Source organism: Curtobacterium sp. ME26 (genome assembly GCF_903970945.1).
GTDB lineage: Bacteria > Actinomycetota > Actinomycetes > Actinomycetales > Microbacteriaceae > Curtobacterium > Curtobacterium citri.
The window spans coordinates 1-17,625 of sequence record NZ_CAJCKG010000003.1 but is presented as its reverse complement, the minus strand read 5'-3'; the positions used below and the strand labels follow the sequence as shown (position 1 = coordinate 17,625).

14 protein-coding genes are annotated in these 17,625 nt (G+C 72.7%); 13 read left to right on the top strand and 1 reads right to left on the bottom strand.

All coding sequences use genetic code 11. The annotated features are described in order from the left end of the window. Nucleotides 1-7: 7 nt before the first annotated feature. The 7 genes from H7A69_RS01720 to mfd all read left to right on the top strand — a co-directional run bounded on the left by H7A69_RS01720 (nt 8) and on the right by mfd (nt 9,870). Entirely contained in the window at nt 8-1,210 is a 1,203-nt protein-coding gene (locus tag H7A69_RS01720) for a sensor histidine kinase (RefSeq protein ID WP_182045467.1), read from the top strand. Next, a complete protein-coding gene (locus tag H7A69_RS01715; protein ID WP_182045466.1) occupies nt 1,207-1,863 on the top strand; it encodes a response regulator transcription factor in 657 nt (218 codons plus the stop codon). Before H7A69_RS01720 ends, H7A69_RS01715 begins: the two co-directional genes overlap by 4 nt. An 8-nt stretch (nt 1,864-1,871) precedes the next feature. Next, nucleotides 1,872-2,834 (top strand): hypothetical protein, encoded by a 963-nt coding sequence (locus H7A69_RS01710; RefSeq protein ID WP_182045465.1) that lies wholly within the window; start codon nt 1,872-1,874, stop codon nt 2,832-2,834. Between the two features lie 363 nt (nt 2,835-3,197). Then, nucleotides 3,198-3,836 (top strand): 50S ribosomal protein L25/general stress protein Ctc, encoded by a 639-nt coding sequence (locus tag H7A69_RS01705; RefSeq protein WP_182045464.1) that lies wholly within the window; start codon nt 3,198-3,200, stop codon nt 3,834-3,836. 46 nt (nt 3,837-3,882) lie between these two features. Further along, complete coding sequence (pth, locus tag H7A69_RS01700) at nt 3,883-4,467, top strand: aminoacyl-tRNA hydrolase (protein WP_182045463.1); 585 nt, start codon at nt 3,883-3,885, stop codon at nt 4,465-4,467. 180 nt (nt 4,468-4,647) lie between these two features. Beyond that, nucleotides 4,648-6,183 carry a hypothetical protein gene (locus H7A69_RS01695; RefSeq protein ID WP_182045462.1) on the top strand — a complete coding sequence of 512 codons (1,536 nt, stop codon included), beginning with the start codon at nt 4,648-4,650 and terminating at the stop codon, nt 6,181-6,183. A 75-nt stretch (nt 6,184-6,258) separates the two neighbouring features. Beyond that, nucleotides 6,259-9,870 (top strand): transcription-repair coupling factor, encoded by a 3,612-nt coding sequence (gene mfd, locus H7A69_RS01690; protein WP_182045461.1) that lies wholly within the window; start codon nt 6,259-6,261, stop codon nt 9,868-9,870. Between the two features lie 77 nt (nt 9,871-9,947). Here the strand turns inward: mfd and nhaA are convergent, their stop codons facing one another. Continuing rightward, nucleotides 9,948-11,126 carry a Na+/H+ antiporter NhaA gene (nhaA, locus tag H7A69_RS01685; protein WP_259346024.1) on the bottom strand — a complete coding sequence of 393 codons (1,179 nt, stop codon included), beginning with the start codon at nt 11,124-11,126 and terminating at the stop codon, nt 9,948-9,950. 99 nt (nt 11,127-11,225) lie between these two features. Here nhaA and H7A69_RS01680 point away from each other — a divergent pair, with 99 nt between their 5' ends. From H7A69_RS01680 to H7A69_RS01655, 6 genes are all read left to right on the top strand, one after another. Continuing rightward, nucleotides 11,226-11,870, top strand: a complete 645-nt coding sequence (locus H7A69_RS01680; protein WP_182045459.1) for a MazG family protein — start codon at nt 11,226-11,228, stop codon at nt 11,868-11,870. Between the two features lie 303 nt (nt 11,871-12,173). Continuing rightward, a complete protein-coding gene (hisS, locus tag H7A69_RS01675) occupies nt 12,174-13,418 on the top strand; it encodes a histidine--tRNA ligase (RefSeq protein WP_182045458.1) in 1,245 nt (414 codons plus the stop codon). Nucleotides 13,419-13,497: 79 nt separating this feature from the next. Beyond that, the gene (eno, locus tag H7A69_RS01670) at nt 13,498-14,781 is read left to right on the top strand and encodes a phosphopyruvate hydratase (protein ID WP_069711708.1); all 1,284 of its coding nucleotides are present in this window, start codon (nt 13,498-13,500) and stop codon (nt 14,779-14,781) included. A 319-nt stretch (nt 14,782-15,100) separates the two neighbouring features. After that, nucleotides 15,101-15,658, top strand: a complete 558-nt coding sequence (locus tag H7A69_RS01665; protein ID WP_182045457.1) for an FtsB family cell division protein — start codon at nt 15,101-15,103, stop codon at nt 15,656-15,658. A gap of 35 nt (nt 15,659-15,693) precedes the next feature. Next, nucleotides 15,694-16,242 carry a DUF501 domain-containing protein gene (locus H7A69_RS01660; RefSeq protein ID WP_069711706.1) on the top strand — a complete coding sequence of 183 codons (549 nt, stop codon included), beginning with the start codon at nt 15,694-15,696 and terminating at the stop codon, nt 16,240-16,242. A gap of 43 nt (nt 16,243-16,285) precedes the next feature. After that, on the top strand, nt 16,286-17,625 hold a 1,340-nt coding region (locus H7A69_RS01655), incomplete at its 3' end, for an NAD(P)/FAD-dependent oxidoreductase (protein ID WP_182045456.1).

The window sequence follows — 17,625 nt, the reverse complement described above, 5'->3', positions numbered from 1 at the left end:
CGCCGACATGACCTCCTTCCTGCGCCGCCGGGCACGGCACCTCCTGGCTCCCGCCGCCGGCGCCGTGTACCTGGTGCTGTGGATCGTCGCGGAGGCCGGCCGCAGCGACCTGACCGGCCACGTGCTCGTCGTCAGCGCCTTCGCGGTCGCGATCGGTCTGGCGAACTGGATGCCCGCCACGGCGCTCGGGCTCGTCGTGGTCGTGCCGCTGCTCCAGGCGCTGCACCTGCTGCCCGGACCGCAGGCCACGACGTGGCCGACCTACCTGGCCGTCGCGATCGTCGTCGGTCTCGTCGGTGCCGGCCGGTCGGGGCTGCTGCGGTGGCTCGCGGTGCCCGTCCTCGGGCTCGCCAGCGCCGCCGCGGCGTGGGCAATGGCGGTGCCGACCGTGGCCGACCCCGACGTGTGGGGGAACTGGACGGCCTCGCGCTCGGGCACACGGAACGACCTCGTCCTGCTGACCCTGGCGCTCGCCGGCGCGAGCGGGATCGCGTGGGCGGTCGGCGTCGCGGTCGGTGCCGCGTGGCGGATCGGCCTCGCCCGCGTCCGCGTCGTCGAGGCCGAGCGGGAGACCGAGGTCACCACGGCCGAACTCCGTGCGGAGCAGGACCGAGCGCGCATCGCCCGCGACGTGCACGACTCGCTCGCGCACTCGCTCGCGGTGGTCGTGTCGCAGGCCCAGGGCGCCGCGGCCGTCGCGGGTCCGGACGGTCCGACGGCGACCGCCCTGCGCGACATCGCCGACGTGAGCAGGAACGCCCTCGGTGACGTGCGGTCGCTCGTCGAACGGATCCAGGGCTCCGGGCCGGGCGCCGTGCACGGGCTGGCGGACGTCCCCGACCTGGTCGAGGACATGCGCGAACTCGGGATGCAGGCGTCCTTCGAGCAGCACGGCGACCCGGTGTCGCTCGGGACCGCCGTCGGCGGTGCCGTGCACCGCATCGTGCAGGAGAGCCTCACGAACGTGCTCAAGCACCAGGGCCGGACCGCGTCAGCGCGGGTGGTGCTCGACTGGCGCGGAGCCGGTCTCGGGATCGTCGTGACCTCGCGCGGCGACGCGCCGCTCGTCCGGCTCGACGGCGTCGGCTCCGGCGTGAACGGCATGCGGGAACGCGCCCGTCTCGCGGGCGGCTGGCTCCGCGCGGGCGTGGGCGACGAGCCGGACGAGTTCGTCGTCACGGGGTGGCTGCCCGCCGAGGGCACCCGGTGAGCGAGGTCCGCGTCGCCGTCGTCGACGACCAGCCCCTGTTCGCCTCCGGGATGCGGATGCTCGTCGACGCCCAGGACGACATGACCTGCGTCGGCACCGCGGCGGACGGCACCGCTGCACTGGCCCTCTGTACGGAGGCGGAGCCGGACGTCCTGCTCCTGGACCTCCGGATGCCGGTGCTGAACGGCATCGAGACGACGGCACGACTGGCCGCACGCGGAGGCGACCGCCCGAAGGTCGTCGTGCTCACCACCATCCGGCGGGACGAGGCCGTGCTCGCGGCCCTCCGCGCCGGGGCCGCGGCCTTCCTGACGAAGGACGCGCTGCCCGAGGTCGTGCTCACCACGATCCGCGACGTGCACGAAGGGCGCTCGGCACCGACCGAGACCGAGGCACTCGACCTGCTCCGCGCCGACGGCACCCTCGTCGAGACCCCGCGTGCGGACGAGGTGCTCGACGTCCTGACCGCGCGGGAGCGCGAGGTGTTCCTGCTCGTCGCGAAGGGCCTGAGCAACCAGGAGATCGCGTCGTCGGTGTTCCTCAGCGAGGCCACCGTGAAGACCCACGTCCGCGCGGTGCTGACGAAGCTCGGACTCCGGAACCGGATCCAGGTCGTCATCACCGCACACGAACGCGGCCTCGTCCGCGCCTAGGGGGAACCATGCGCATCACCCAGCGTGCCGCGAGGACCGGCACCCTCGTCCTCGTCGTCGCCGGTCTCGGGGGAGCGGTCCTGCACAGCCTGCCGGAGCCCGCCGACCACGCCGTCCGCCCCACCGTCGAACGGGACCTCGACACGTGGTCGATGCCGCTCGACGGGTACGCGCAGCCGGGGTGGTCCGAGGTCGGCTACGCGGAGGCGTTGCTCGACGAACCGTGCCTGCGCGACCTCGGCATCGACTCCCCGGTGCCGTGGGCGACCCTCGTGGGCCTGCAGGCGGACTCGATCAGCGACGAGACGCCGGTCCGCGGCAACGACGCTCCGGCGCTGGCGTGGTCGCGCCCGCTGCGTGCGGAGGCAGCCGCGGAGCGGGGGTACCAGCGGCCGTCCGCGCGGGGCGCGAACCGCGACGGCTGGCGGCAGCGGAGCGAGGACCCGGAGTGGAACGCCGCGTTCGACCGAGCCGACCGCGACGCCGTCGACCGCTGCTTCCGGGCGTCCCGCCGGACGCTCGGCACCGACGACGACGGAGCGGCCCAGGGTGCCTCGACGACCGCGAAGCGCCTCACCTTCCTCGCGGCCGACGCGGCACGCCGAGAGCCCGCGGTCGTCGCCGCAGCAGGGCGGTGGCGGACCTGCCTGGCGCCCGTGGCACCGGGCGCGCTGCCCGAGGAGCCCTCCGGTATGCCCACCGGAGCGATGCGCCAGGCGTTCGGTACCAGGGGCCCCGCACTGCCGGTGTCGGACGCCGAGACCGCCTTCGCCGAGCACGACGTTGCCTGCCAGGAGTCCTCCGGCTACCGATGGGCGCTGTACGACGCGCAGTGGTCTCGTCTCCTGCACGTCACCGCGTCCGACGCCGCGGTCCTCGACGCCGTCCGACCGGACCAGGTCGCGGTGGCGGAGCGCGTCGCGGCGACGATCGAGCGGCTCGCGCCGCCGGCGCCGGAGGGCGTCGACTGAGCCGCGGTCGCGGGCAGGTGGTCCTGGGGGGACCTGCCCGCGGCCGCAGGGGGTGCCGGGCGGGAGGCGCGTGGCGGCGCCGCCACGCGCCTCCCGTCCGTCCGTGGTGCCGGGAGATCCGTGTGCGGCGCCGGACGATCCGTCCGCGGCGCAGCATCCGGACGACACGCCCGGCAGCCCCTGCTAGACTCGTGAACCGACTTCGGCGAGGGCCGCGCATGCGCGGCCGTGATCGACGCGGTAGGGAGACCCGGCCCAGCCCTGGGAGCGTTCCTCACGCGTGCACGCGTTCGAGTTGCAACACCACAGACCCCCCCCGATGCCGGCACCCCGGCGTCGACCACGACACCAGGAGGCGCCACCATGGCCGACTACACCAAGCTCGCAGCGGAGAACCGCACCAAGTTCGGCAAGGGCGCAGCGCGCAAGCTCCGTGCCGCCGACAAGATCCCCGCGGTCGTCTACGGCCACGGCACCGAGCCGCAGCACATCAGCCTGCCGGGCCACGAGACGATGCTGCTCGTCCGTACGGCGAACGCCGTCGTCGACCTCGACATCGAGGGCTCGGCGCAGCTCGCCCTCGTCAAGGACGTCCAGCGTGACCCGGTGCGCCAGATCATCGAGCACATCGACCTCGTCGTCGTGCGTCGTGGCGAGAAGGTCACCGTCGACGTCCCCGTCGTCGTCACCGGTGAGTCCTTCTCCGGCACCATCCACGTGCAGGACCTCTCCTCGGTCTCGCTGCTCGTCGAGGCGACCGACATCCCGGAGCACGTGACCGTGGACGTCGAGGGCCTCGAGGACGGCACGCAGGTCCTCGCCTCGCAGCTCGAGCTCCCGTCGGGCGCCGAGCTCGAGACCGACGCCGAGGCGCTCGTCGTCCAGATCGTCACCCCGCGTGGCACCGCTGACGACGACGCCGCCGACGAGGCCGCTGCCGAGGCGGGCGCCGAGGCCGGTGCCGAGGGCGGCTCCGCCCCGGTCGACGCCGACTCCGAGTAGGACCCTCCGGAGAGATGGCACTCCGCGGAACGTCTGGCCGACGCTGATGACAGGAACGACCCTCGTCGTGGTCGGGCTCGGGAACCCCGGGCCCGACTACGCGGGCAACCGTCACAACGTCGGCCAGATGGTCCTCGACGAACTCGCGGCTCGCATGGGTGCGACGTTCAAGAAGCACAAGACGCCGAACCAGGTCGCCGAGGGGCGTCTCGTGCCGGGCGGCCCGAAGCTCGTCCTCGCCAAGCCCGGCTCGTTCATGAACACCTCGGGCGGCCCCGTCTCGAGCGTCCTCGGGTTCTACAGCGTCACCCCGGCCGACCTCGTCGTCGTGCACGACGAACTCGACCTGCCGTTCGACACCGTGCGCCTCAAGGGCAACGGCGGGCACGGCGGCCACAACGGCCTGCGGGACATCATCAAGGCGACCGGCACGAACGAGTTCAGCCGGGTGCGCATCGGCATCGGTCGTCCGCCGGGCCGCCAGGACCCCGCCGACTTCGTCCTGCGCGACTTCTCGCCGACCGAGAAGAAGGCGCTGCCGAACCTGCTCGCCGACGGCGCCGACGCCGTCGAGGCGATCGCGGAGCTCGGCCTCCTCGCCGCGCAGCAGCGCGTGCACGCTCCCTCCTGACGGTTCCCGCCCGGGAGGCACGCCCCGCCTCCGCCACGCGGCGCACCGGCCGGCACGTGACGACCCCGTCATCCGGCCGCTGTCCGGTCGGCGCGTGGTCCCCGAAGTGGGGGACCACTCCGTCCCCCGACGGTCGGTAGGTTCGCCGCGGGGAGACCGTCCCCGACGAGGGGGACGACCATGGGACCAGCACCGCACCGGGAACGACCGACACCGCGACTCCGGGCAGCCGTGGGCGTGGTGCCCGCGGCGATCGCGGTCATCGCGGTCGGACTGGCCTCGATCCTCACGCAGGACGGCGCGGTCGCCGTCACCGAGACCTGGACCCCGACGAGCGCGGAGACCGCCGCGCCCCCGGTCGCGACGCGCTTCGGTGCGCCGAACGACGTGCACCGGGCCGCCGACGGGTCGCTGCTCCTCGCAGACTTCTCGGCGAACGGGCTGCTGCGCCGCGCGGTCGACGGCACCTGGAGCGTCGTCGCGCCCTTCGGGACCGGCAGCGGTGACCTGTGGAACCCCTCGGCGGTCACGACCACCGCGGACGGTCGGATCGTCGTGGCCGAGGCCGGTCGTCCCGCACTCGCCGTGCTCGACGCCGACGGTCGCGTCCTCTCCCGCACGGCGCCGCCCGTCCGCCGAGCGGTGTCCGAGCTCGCGGTGTCCGACACGACCGTGTTCGCCGCGGTCCCGGGGAGCGGCTCGCTGTTCACCGCCGGACTCGGCTCCGACGCGTGGACGACGGTGGCGGGTCCGTGGACCGACCCGAGCGGCGTCGCGGTGTCGACCGACGGCCGGACGCTCACCGTGACGGACGCCGGGACCGACGAGGTCTGGCAGGTCGACCGTGCGACGGGGACCGCCACGGCACTCGGCTTCCCGGGAGACGCGCAGTCGAGGCTCCGCGGTGTCGCCGTCGACGGCGCCGACGTCTTCGCGGTGGACATCGGACACGGTGTGGTCTGGGCACGGACAGCCGGTGCATGGAACGCGGCGTTCTCGACGGCTCCGGACGGATCGACGCTGGCGAACCCGACCGCCGTGACGGTCGGACCGGACCGGACGCTCGTCGTCGCGGACTACAACCGGCAGCGGATGGTGACGGCCACGTCCTCCGGACGCGAGGTCGCCGTCCCGAGCCCGACCGCGACGACCGAGCCCACCGCGGAGCCGACCGCCGCGGGCACGCCGGTCCCCGACCCGACCGCCGACCCGACCGCGACGGTCGCGCCGACCCCCGATCCGACCCCACTCCCGACGTCGGAGCCGATCCTGACCCCGGCTCCGACGTCGGGTCCCACCGATCCGCCGACCACCCCGATCCCGACGCCGACCCTGACCCCGACGCCGACCCTGACCCCGGAGCCGACCCTGACCCCGACGGCGCAGGCGACCGCGACGCCGACGGCCACCGTCGCACCGTCGCCGACGGCGACCAGCGGACCGACGGGTGCCGCGCGACCGGACCCGACCGGCGCCCCCACGGCGGCCCCCGGCTCCGGGGCGACCCCCTCGGACACCGCGGGTGGCGCGGACACCGGCACCGCGCCTCCCGGCCGACCGGCAGCCGACCCCGCGGCCACCGGCAGCGACACCGCTGCCGGACCCGGGCGGGGCGCACTGGCCTGGACCGGTGCGACGCCGCTCGCCCCGGCACTGTTCGCCGCCGCGGTCCTCGTCGCGGCCGGCCTCCTGCTGCGGTGTCGCCGCCGCAGCTGACCGGTGTGCGCGGCCCGTGTTCGCCGGCCGCGCACGCCGAACCGTGTGTCGGACGCCGCCGGTACCATCGTCTGAGTGACGATCTCGGGCATCATCCCTGCGCTCTCGCGCGCCTCCGCGTTCGATCGTGTCCTCCGCGCCGCCGCGCGTGACGCCGACTTCTCCGTCGTCGACGGCCTGCGCGTCCCGCTGCTCGGCGCCCTGCTCGCCGAGCGCGGCGGTCCCCAGTGCCTGTTCGTCGTCACGGCCACCGGGCGCGAGGCCGAGGCGGTCCGCGGCGCGCTGACCTGCACCGTGCCCGACGCCGAGGTCCTCGAGTTCCCCGCGTGGGAGACCCTGCCGCACGAGCGCCTCAGCCCGAGCGCGCAGACCGTCGGCACGCGCATCGCGACGCTCCGGAAGCTCGCGGCGTGGCAGGGCGCCGATCCGGCCGACCGTCGCACGACCGTCGTGGTCGCGAGCGTGCGGGCCGCGCTGCAGCCGATCGCGGGCAACCTGACGTCGCTCGCGCCGGTCGCCCTCCGGACCGACTCGCGCGGCAACGACCTCGCGCAGATCGCGTCGCAGCTCGTCGACCTCGCGTACGCCCGCGTCGACCTCGTCACCCGCCGCGGCGAGTTCGCGGTCCGCGGCGGCATCCTCGACGTCTTCCCCCCGGGCGCCGACCACCCCGTGCGCGTCGACTTCTTCGGCGACGAGATCGAGGCGATCAAGGCGTTCTCGGTGGCCGACCAGCGCACCACCGACGACGACCTCGGGTCGGTCGAGCTCACCGCATCCCGCGAGCTCCTGCTCAGCGACGACGTCCGCCAGCGGGCCCGCGAGATGCTCCACGAGTTCCCGAACCTGTCCCAGATGCTGGCGAAGATCGCCGAAGGGATCCCGGTCGAGGGCATGGAGTCCCTCGCGCCGGCGCTCGTGCAGGACCTCGTGCCGATCACCACGTACCTGCCCGAGGCCGCGACGATCGCGGTCCTCTCGCCCGAGCGTGTCGCCGGGCGCGCGCACAGCCTGGCCGAGACGAACACCGAGTTCCTGCAGGCCGCCTGGAGCGCCGCGGTCGCGGGGGCACAGGCGCCCATCGACCTCGACGCGGGCAACTTCCTGTCCGTGCAGCAGCTCAAGAACACCCGCGGCCAGCGCACCTGGTGGACGGTGACGCCGTTCGACTCCGGGCTCGACGAGGGCGACCGGGACCGCGTGCTCAGCGACGCCGAGGCCGCTGCGGAGGCCGGCGAGTACATCCGGGTGCGCGCCGAGGCGATCCCGAGCTTCGCGGGCAGCGCGGACGGCGCCGTCGAGCACGTCAAGCACCTCGTCGACGACGGGTGGGGCGTCGTGGTGACGGCGCAGGGCAAGGGGCTCGTCGAGCGCGCCGTCCAGGTGCTCGCCGACGCCGGCGTCGCCGCGCGTGCCGAGGACCTCACGGCGCCGCCGGAGCCGGGCGTCGTGATCGTCACGACGGCCTCGGTCGAGGCCGGCTTCGCCACCCCCGACCCGCGGATCGCCCTGCTCAGCGAGGCCGAGTTCTACGGCCGCAGCGTCCAGCAGGGCGCCCGCACGGTCAAGAAGCTCGCCGGTCGCCGCAAGAACGTCGTCGACCCGCTGCAGCTGAAGCCGGGCGACGTCGTCGTGCACAACACCCACGGCATCGGCAAGTTCGTCGAGCTGGTCTCTCGCGAGGTCAGCTCCGGCGGCCGCAACGCCGTGAAGACGCAGCGGGAGTACCTCGTGCTCGAGTACGCGCCGTCGAAGCGGAACTACCCGGGCGACAAGCTCTTCGTGCCGACCGACCAGCTCGACCAGCTCTCGCGGTACGTCGGTGGCGAGAACCCGACCCTGTCGAAGATGGGCGGGTCGGACTGGTCCGCGGCGAAGTCGAAGGCGCGCAAGGCCGTCCGCGACATCGCCGTCGACCTCGTGAAGCTCTACTCCGCGCGCATGGCGTCGAAGGGCCACGCGTTCGGGCCCGACACCCCGTGGCAGCGCGAGCTCGAGGAGGCGTTCCCGTTCGCCGAGACCGCCGACCAGCTCACCACGATCGACGAGATCAAGCGCGACATGGAGAGCCCCATCCCGATGGACCGCCTGCTCTCCGGCGACGTCGGCTACGGCAAGACCGAGGTCGCGATCCGCGCGGCGTTCAAGGCCGTGCAGGACGGCAAGCAGGTCGCGGTCCTCGTGCCGACGACCCTGCTCGTGCGCCAGCACATGGAGACGTTCCAGGAGCGCTTCGCCGGGTTCCCCGTGCACCTGCGTGCGCTGAGCCGCTTCCAGAGCGAGAAGGAGTCGAAGGAGACGATCGCCGGGCTCGCCGACGGCACCGTCGACATCGTCATCGGCACGCACCGGATCCTGTCGCAGAACATCGCGTTCAAGGACGTCGGCCTCGTGATCATCGACGAGGAGCAGCGCTTCGGTGTCGAGCACAAGGACCAGCTCAAGAAGCTCAAGACCAACGTCGACGTCCTGGCCATGTCCGCGACGCCGATCCCGCGGTCGCTCGAGATGGCGGTCACCGGCATCCGCGAGATGTCGACACTGGCGACCCCGCCGGAGGACCGCCACCCGATCCTGACCTTCGTCGGCCCGCAGTCGGACCTGCAGGTCGCCGCCGCGATCCGCCGCGAGCTCCTCCGCGAGGGGCAGGTGTTCTACGTGCACAACCGCGTGAAGGACATCCAGTCGGTCGCGTCGCACCTCGCCGAGATCGTGCCGGACGCCCGCATCCAGGTCGCGCACGGGCAGATGTCCGAGGGCACCCTCGAGCAGGTCATGGTCGACTTCTGGGAGCGGAAGTTCGACGTCCTCGTGTCGACCACGATCGTCGAGACCGGACTGGACATCGCGAACGCCAACACGCTCATCATCGACAAGGCCGACAAGTACGGCCTGTCGCAGCTGCACCAGCTGCGCGGTCGTGTCGGGCGTGGTCGTGAGCGCGGGTACGCGTACTTCCTCTACGACGCCGACAAGCCGCTGTCCGAGACCGCACAGGACCGGCTCGAGACCATCGCCGCGAACAACGAGCTCGGCGCGGGCATGCAGGTCGCGATGAAGGACCTCGAGATCCGCGGCGCCGGCAACCTGCTCGGCGGCGAGCAGTCCGGGCACATCGCCGGGGTCGGTTTCGACCTGTACCTCCGCATGATCGGCGAGGCGGTGTCGCAGTTCCGCGGCGACGTCGCCGAGGGCCAGACCGAGCTCCGGCTCGAGATCCCGGTCGACGCGCACATCCCCGAGGACTACGTCGAGTCCGAGCGGCTCCGGCTCGAGGCGTACCAGAAGCTGTCGGCCGCATCGGCCCCGGCTGCGCAGCCCGAGGCGATCGACATGGTGCTCGACGAGCTCACCGACCGCTACGGGCAGCCGCCGCAGGCCGTCCTCACCCTCGTCGAGGTCTCCCGGCTCCGCCGCATGGCCCAGCAGGTCGGCCTGTCCGACGTGGTCGTGATGGGGTCGAACCTCCGCGTGGCTGGCAAGGAGCTCGCCGACTCGGCGCAGGTCCGGCTCAAGCGGATGTACCCGGGCGCACGCTGGTTCCCGCAGCAGGACGCCGCGAGCATCCCGCTGCCGAAGCCGCACGGCGAGTCCCTGCCCGACGCCGGGCTCATTGAGTGGGTGGAGAGCATCATGACGGCCGTCTACGGGGCCTCGAAGGCCCCGGCGGAGACGCCCGCCGCCTGATCGGACCACCCGACGGCCTGGAGGCGCGGTGCCAGCCGGCACCGCGCCTCCAGGCCGTCGTGGCGTTGCGCCCCGACCTACTCGGTCGCCTCCGCCTCGGACAGCTCGCGACGCGCACGGTACCGCCGCGCGCGCAGGCTGACGACGATCGCGGACGCGACCATCGCGATGCCGGAGCCGACCAGCACGGCGAGGACGCCCTCGTCGAGGACCTCCTCGTTCCGGGCGAAGGCCAGTTCGTTCATGAGCAGCGAGACCGTGAACCCGATCCCGCCGAGCACACCGACGGTCACGATCGACCCGAATGACAGTGTCGAGCGGCCCGGCGCGCGGAAGATGCGCGTCGCGACCGAGCCGAAGAGCGTGATGCCGATCACCTTGCCGACCGGCAGCGCGAGCACGACCGCCCAGAACGTCGGGGACAGTTCACCGATGCCGACGCTCGGGACCACCACGGCAGCCGAGGCGAACGCGAAGACCGGCAGCACGACCGCGTTCGACCACGGCTCGACCCGCTCGTGCAGCGTGTGCCCGGGGCGGCGGGGGAGCGCCAGGCCGAGCGCGACCCCGGCGATCGTCGCGTGCACGCCCGAGTGGTACACGAGCCACCACGTGACGAGGCCGACGAGCACCATCGCGGCGATGATCCAGCCCTGGCCGGAGCGGCCGGGGCGGAGCAGCCGACCGAGGACGGCGAACACGAGGAGGGCGACCGCCGCGCCGCCGAGGGCGGTGAGGTCCGTGCCGTGCGCGAAGACCACGGCGATGATGACGATGGCGATGAGGTCGTCGAGCACGGCCAGGGCGAGCAGGAACACCCGCACGGTCGACGGCAGCCCGCGGCCGAACATCGCGAGGACCCCGAGGGCGAAGGCGATGTCCGTCGCCGTCGGGATCGGCCAGCCGTGTTGGTACGGGGTGCCCGTCGTGACCACCAGGAACACCACCGCCGGGACGATCACCCCGCCGACCGCCGCGATCGCCGGGATGACGGCGGTCCTCGGGTTCGACAGTTCTCCGTCGACGACCTCCTGCTTCAGCTCGATGGCGACCAGCAGGAAGAAGACGGCGAGCAGACCGTCGCTGATCCAGTGCGCGACCGAGAGGTCGAGACCGACCGCGCCCCACGGGGAGTGCGCGTCGAGGAGCCGTTCGAGGCCGGGCCCGAGCGCGGAGTTCGCGACGATCAGGCCGAGGACGGCGGCGGTGAGCAGCGCGATGGCGCTGAAGCGGGGCGAGCGGACGAGTGCCTGCACGGTTCTCCTGGTTCCGGGTACGGACGACGGACCGTCGACCAGGCTTCCCGACACACCTCGTCCAGGGTACCGGAGCGGACTGCGTGCCAGCATGACGGCATGACCGCCGTACCGGACCTCGTCGAAGTCGTCGACCGCCTGCTCGCGTCCGAGGGCGGGTGCGTGTGGAACCGTGCACAGACGCACGGCTCGCTCGCGCGGTACGCGGTGGAGGAGTCGTACGAGCTCGTCGACGCGATCGACTCGGGGGACGACGCCGAGATCCGCGAGGAGCTCGGGGACGTGCTCTACCAGGTGGTCCTGCACGCCGGGATCGCCGCGGCGGCCGGGCGCTTCGACCTCGAGGACGTCGCCGCCGACGTCCGGGACAAGATGGTCCGCCGGCACCCGCACGTGTTCGGCGACGAGCACGCCGACACCGAGGACGAGGTCGTCCGGGTCTGGCGAGCGGCGAAGGCGGCGGAGAAGGCCGCGCGGACGAGCGTGTTCGACGGTGTGCCCCGCGCGATGCCGCCGTTGGAGCGGGCGGTGAAGCTGCTCGAACGACTCGAGGAGCGGGGTGACGCGGAGGCGGTCGTCGGCGCCGCGGTCGGGGCGGGCCGCGAGCAGGAGGGCCGTGACGAGGCGTGGGGGAGTGCGGTGCTGGAGCAGGTTGCGGCGGCGCGGGCGGCGGGGATCGATCCCGTGCGCGGCCTGCGTGCGGCGGTGGCGCGGCTCGAGGAGGCCGGGCGCGCTGCGGAGTGAGACCGGCCCGGGGCTCGTGTCGAGGAGACCGTGAGCGGAGTGGATCGCGGGCGATCGCGGTCAGGAGAGCGGGCACCCTCCCAACCCGAAAAAGGAGGGTGCCCGCGAGCGGGTGACGACGTGCCAGGGAAGTCACGTCGGCAGGGATACCCGCCCGAACCGCGGGACCCCGTTGCAGCACACCGGCCCCGCGAACGGCCCGGTGATCGGATCAGGAGACCACCGAACCGAGGTTCTGCATCCAATGTATCAGCAGGTCGGTACGCGTGCAAGCGGTCCGGTGCGTTCTGGCAGGATTGGCGCATGGCGACGACCGTGACGGCCCCCCGTGGCATGCGAGACCACCTCCCCGCGGACAAGGCACGACGGGAGCACGTCCTCGGGGTCATCCGCGGCGTGTACGCGCAGCACGGGTTCGACGAGATCGAGACGCCGGTCGTCGAGGAGGCCGCCCGCCTGCACTCCGGCCTCGGCGGCGACAACGAGAAGCTCGCCTTCGCCGTGATGAAGCGCGGGCTCACGACGGACGACGTGCGCCGTGCCGAGGCCCCGCTCGACCTCGCAGACCTCGGGCTCCGGTTCGACCTCACCGTCCCGCTCGCCCGCTTCTACGCCTCGCACCGTGCCGAGCTCCCGTCGGTGTTCCGGGCGGTGCAGATCGCACCCGTGTGGCGCGCCGAGCGTCCGCAGAAGGGGCGCTACCGCCAGTTCGTGCAGTGCGACATCGACGTGCTCGGCGAGCCCGGGCAGCTCGCCGAGATCGAGCTGATCAGCGCGACGACCGCGGCCCTCGACGCCCTCGGCATCGCCGGGACGACCATCCGGATCAACGACCGGCGGATCCTGACGGCGCTGCTCGGATCGTGGGGCATCGTCGACCCCGGAGCCGCGGAGCGCGCCCTCATCACGGTCGACAAGCTCGACAAGATCGGGCCGGACGGGGTCGCCGCCGAACTGCGCGAGACCACCGGCGCCGAGCTGCCCGGGCTCGAGGACACGATCCGGTCGCTCGAGTCCGCCGACTGGTACGCCGTGGCCGACGCCGAGTGGCTCGACGCCGAGGCGTTCGCCGACCTCCTGCGCCTCCGCGACGCGCTGCCCGGCGCCGACCTGCGCTTCGACCCCACCCTGGTCCGCGGCATGGGCTACTACACGGGCACGATCTTCGAGGTGGCGCACCCGGACTTCGGGTACAGCCTCGGCGGCGGCGGTCGCTACGACGGCATGATCGGGCGCTTCCTCGGCCAGGACGTCCCGGCGGTCGGGTTCTCGCTCGGGTTCGAGCGGCTCGTCGACCTCGTCACGCTGCCGGAGTCGGCCGAGTCCGACGCCGTGGTGCTCGTCTACGACAAGGACGTCGACCCCGTCCGACTCGCCGCGCTCAAGGACGAGGCGCTCCGGTCGCACCGCCGGGTCCGGCTCGAACGACGGGTGAAGAACACCAAGAACCAGCTCGCCGGACTCGTCGAGCAGGGCTTCGACGCGTTCGCGACGGTCCGGGCGGACACGGAGACGCTCGAGGGCGCCGAGTTCCGTCCACTGTCCTGACGCACGACACCTCCGCTCCACCGCGCGTCGGTAGGATCGGACCCGCAATCACCACAACCGAACTCGTAGGGAGTACCCCGTGGCCCAGATCGATGCCGTAGGCGCACGCGAAGTCCTCGATTCCCGAGGCAACCCGACGGTCGAGGTCGAGGTCCTCCTCGACGACGGCGTCGTCTCGCGGGCGCTCGTCCCGTCCGGCGCCTCCACCGGTGCGTTCGAGGCGTACGAGCTCCGTGACGGCGACGCGAACCGCTACGGCGGCAAGGGCGTCCTGAAGGCCGTCGACGCCGTGCTCGACGAGATCGGCCCGGCGCTCGAGGGCTTCGACGCCACCGACCAGCGTCTCGTCGACGCCGCGCTCATCGAGCTCGACGGCACCGAGAACAAGTCGCGCCTCGGGGCGAACGCCATCCTCGGCGCCTCGCTCGCCGTGGCCCGCGCCGCCGCCGACTCGGCCGACCTCCCGCTGTTCCGCTACCTCGGCGGCCCGAACGCGCACACCCTGCCCGTGCCGCTCATGAACGTCGTCAACGGTGGCGCGCACGCCGACACCAACGTCGACATCCAGGAGTTCTTCCTCGTGCCCTACGGTGCCGAGAGCTTCTCCGAGGCCCTCCGCTGGGGCGTCGAGACCTACCACGCCCTCAAGGGCGAGCTGAAGAAGCAGGGCCTGGCGACCGGCCTCGGTGACGAGGGCGGCTTCGCGCCGGAGCTCGCGTCGAACCGTGCCGCGCTCGACTTCCTGCTCGCCGCGATCGAGAAGGCCGGCTTCACCCCGGGCAAGGACATCGCGCTCGGCCTCGACGTCGCCGCGACCGAGTTCTTCCACGACGGCAAGTACGCGTTCGAGGGCAAGCAGCTCTCGAGCGAGGAGTTCACGGGGTACTTCACCGACCTCGTCGCGAACTACCCCCTCGTCACCATCGAGGACGCCCTTGCCGAGGACGACTGGGAGGGCTGGAAGCACCTGACCTCCGAGCTCGGCTCGAAGCTGCAGCTCGTCGGCGACGACCTGTACGTCACCAACCCGAAGCGTCTGCAGCGGGGCATCGACGAGCAGGCCGGCAACTCGATCCTGGTCAAGGTGAACCAGATCGGCACGCTGACCGAGACCCTCGACGCCGTCTCCCTGGCGCAGCGCCACGGCATGACCGCCATCCTGTCGCACCGCTCGGGCGAGACCGAGGACACCACCATCGCGGACATCGCGGTGGCCGTCGACGGTGGCCAGATCAAGACCGGCGCCCCGGCCCGCTCGGACCGCGTCGCCAAGTACAACCAGCTGCTCCGCATCGAGGAGGAGCTCGGTGACGCCGCCGTCTACGCAGGCCGCACCGCGTTCCCCCGCGCCGCCGCGCTCTAGGACACGCACCACACGAGACGCCGTCCTCCCTCGGGAGGGCGGCGTCGCGTCGTTGTCGGGCCCGCTCGACGGAGTCGAGCGGGCCCGATCCGTCACGCTCGTCGCCCTGCAGCGACGGTTCCTGCCCACTCGGCGGACGTGAGCGGCACGTCCAGCACGCTCGGCCAGCGTCCGCGGTGGTGACCCGACTGCGGGCGGGACCGACGGGGCGGGCGTGGGCCGCGCCTCCCGGCCGCGGCCGCTGGGAGGGTGCCGAACGACGCGCGACGGTCCGCGTGCCGGGCCCCGGGTCGCACCCGGGCCGGGTTACCGTTGGACCGTGCCCAGCCAGAAGCCCCGCGTCCGCCGCGTCCCCGTGGCCGTGCCGGAGACCGGCGCGCACGAGCAGCCCTGGTACCGGTCCATCCGGTTCTCGGGCTTCAGCCTGCTCATGCTGGCGATCATCGTGCTCTTCGTGGTCGTGCTCGCCCCGTCGCTGCGGACGCTCGTGCAGCAGCAGGAGCAGATCGCGCAGCAGCAGCGCGAGGTCGCGGCGCAGAAGGCCGACGTCACGCAGAAGAAGCAGGACGTCGCCCGCTGGGACGACCCCGCCTACATCGAGGCGCAGGCACGCGACCGGCTGCTCTACGTGTACCCGGGCGAGGAGAGCTACCTCGTGATGGGCGCCGAGAAGGCGAAGGGGTCCGACCGGGCGCGGACCGACTCGGGCAGCCCGGTGAGCTCGACCGTGCAGACGCCCGAGGTCGACTGGGTGCAGGCGATGCTCTCGAGCGTCCTGCAGTCGGGACTGACCGACAAGACCACCGAGGAGCTCGTCGCGCCGGACGTCTCCGGCACGGGCGATCCCACCGGCGCGGCCACCAGCGACACGAAGTAGGCCCGCGCCCGGGTCTCCGGTAGGCTCACGTGCCCGTGACCACCCCTCCCTTCGACCCGCCGTCCGACCGTGACGTCCAGGTCGTGTCGGCCCAGCTCGGTCGACCGGCACGCGACGTCGTCGGGATCGCGGCACGGTGCGTCTGTGGCAACCCCACCGTCGTCTCCACGAAGCCCCGACTCGAGAGCGGCACCCCGTTCCCGACGTTCTACTACCTGTGCCACCCCGCCGCCACCGCGGCCGTGAGCACCCTCGAGGCGAACCACGTCATGCCCGAACTCGCGGCACTGCTCGAGGACGAGACCGTCGCGGCGCAGTACCGCGCGGCACACGAGTCCTACCTGGCGGACCGCGAGTCGATCGAGCACGTCGACGAGATCGACGGCATCAGCGCCGGTGGCATGCCCACCCGCGTGAAGTGCCTGCACGCCCTCGTCGGCCACGCCCTCGCAGCCGGCCCCGGCGTCAACCCCATCGGCGACCTCGCGCTCGAGCGCGCGTCCTGGTCGCCCTCCCGGTGTGAGTGCCGGGCGTATGATGGCATCGCAGACGCCGGAGTCGGGGCGGGTGGCGGCGAACTCTGACCAGCCTCCCGGCAACCACCCCACTCCAAGGAGATCATCCCCCGTGCCCAAGATCCTCGTCGTCGGCGGCGGTTACGCCGGTTTCTACACCGCCTGGAAGCTCGAGAAGCACCTCCGTGAGGGCGAAGCCGAGGTCACCATGGTCGACCCGCTGCCCTACATGACGTACCAGCCGTTCCTGCCCGAGGTGGCCGCGGGGTCGATCGAGCCCCGGCACGCGGTCGTCTCGCACCGTCGCCACCTCAAGAAGACGCGTGTCGTCACTGCCAAGGTCACGAAGGTCGACCACGCCACGAAGACCGCGACGATCACCCCGGCCGAGGGCGAGGCGTGGGAGGAGTCCTACGACCAGATCGTCATGACCGCCGGCGCCGTCTCGCGCACCTTCCCGATCCCGGGCGTCGCGGACGAGGCCATCGGCCTGAAGACCATCGAGGAGGCCGCGGCGATCCGCGACAAGATCCTCACGAACTTCCACAAGGCGGCGAACCTGCCGGCCGGTCCCGAGCGTGACCGCCTGCTCACCGTCGTCGTGGTCGGCGGTGGCTTCGCCGGCATCGAGGTGTTCGCCGAGCTCCGCTCGTTCGCCTCGGACCTGCTGAAGAGCTACCCCGAGCTGTCCTTCGACGACACGCACTTCCACCTGGTCGAGGCGATGGGGCGCATCATGCCCGAGGTGTCGCTCGAGACCTCGCACTGGGTGCTCGAGAACCTCGCGTCGCGCGGTGCCGTCGTGCACCTCGACACGCAGCTCGCCTCGGCCGAGGGCGGCGTCTGCCAGCTCAAGGCGAAGGACGACTCGATCGAGACCATCGAGTCCGACCTCATCATCTGGACCGCCGGTGTCATGGCGAACCCGATGGTCAAGGGCACGGACCTCCCGCTCGAGCAGCGTGGCCGCATCCGCGTGCAGCCGGACCTCCGCGTGGTCGACGACAACGGCGTGGTCGCCGACGCGTGGGCCTGCGGCGACGTCGCAGCCGTGCCGGACCTGACCGGCGGCGGGGTCGGCGGCTTCTGCGTGCCGAACGCCCAGCACGCGGTGCGCCAGGCGAAGCAGCTCGCGAAGAACCTCACCGCGGTCATCCGCGGCGAGGCGACGAACGACTACAAGCACGAGAACCTCGGCGCCGTCGCGGGCCTCGGCCTCGGCACCGGTGTGTTCCAGTCCGGCAAGTTCGCGATGAAGGGCTTCCTCGCCTGGGGCGCCCACCGCGGCTACCACGGCCTGGCCATGCCCTCGTGGGAGCGCAAGTGGCGCGTCATCGGCGACTGGGTGGGCGGCTTCTTCCTCGGCCGCGACATCGCGTCGCTCGACGACCGCGAGACCCCCCGTGCCGCGTTCGAGACGTTCGCGTCGCGTCCGAAGGCCGCCGTCGAGGC

Coding starts and splice junctions, on each gene's coding strand:
- H7A69_RS01720 (WP_182045467.1), top strand. CDS start 8: ATGACCTCCTTCCTGCGCCGCCGGGCACGGCACCTCCTGGCTCCCGCC.
- H7A69_RS01710 (WP_182045465.1), top strand. CDS start 1,872: ATGCGCATCACCCAGCGTGCCGCGAGGACCGGCACCCTCGTCCTCGTC.
- H7A69_RS01705 (WP_182045464.1), top strand. CDS start 3,198: ATGGCCGACTACACCAAGCTCGCAGCGGAGAACCGCACCAAGTTCGGC.
- pth (WP_182045463.1), top strand. CDS start 3,883: ATGACAGGAACGACCCTCGTCGTGGTCGGGCTCGGGAACCCCGGGCCC.
- H7A69_RS01695 (WP_182045462.1), top strand. CDS start 4,648: ATGGGACCAGCACCGCACCGGGAACGACCGACACCGCGACTCCGGGCA.
- H7A69_RS01680 (WP_182045459.1), top strand. CDS start 11,226: ATGACCGCCGTACCGGACCTCGTCGAAGTCGTCGACCGCCTGCTCGCG.
- hisS (WP_182045458.1), top strand. CDS start 12,174: ATGGCGACGACCGTGACGGCCCCCCGTGGCATGCGAGACCACCTCCCC.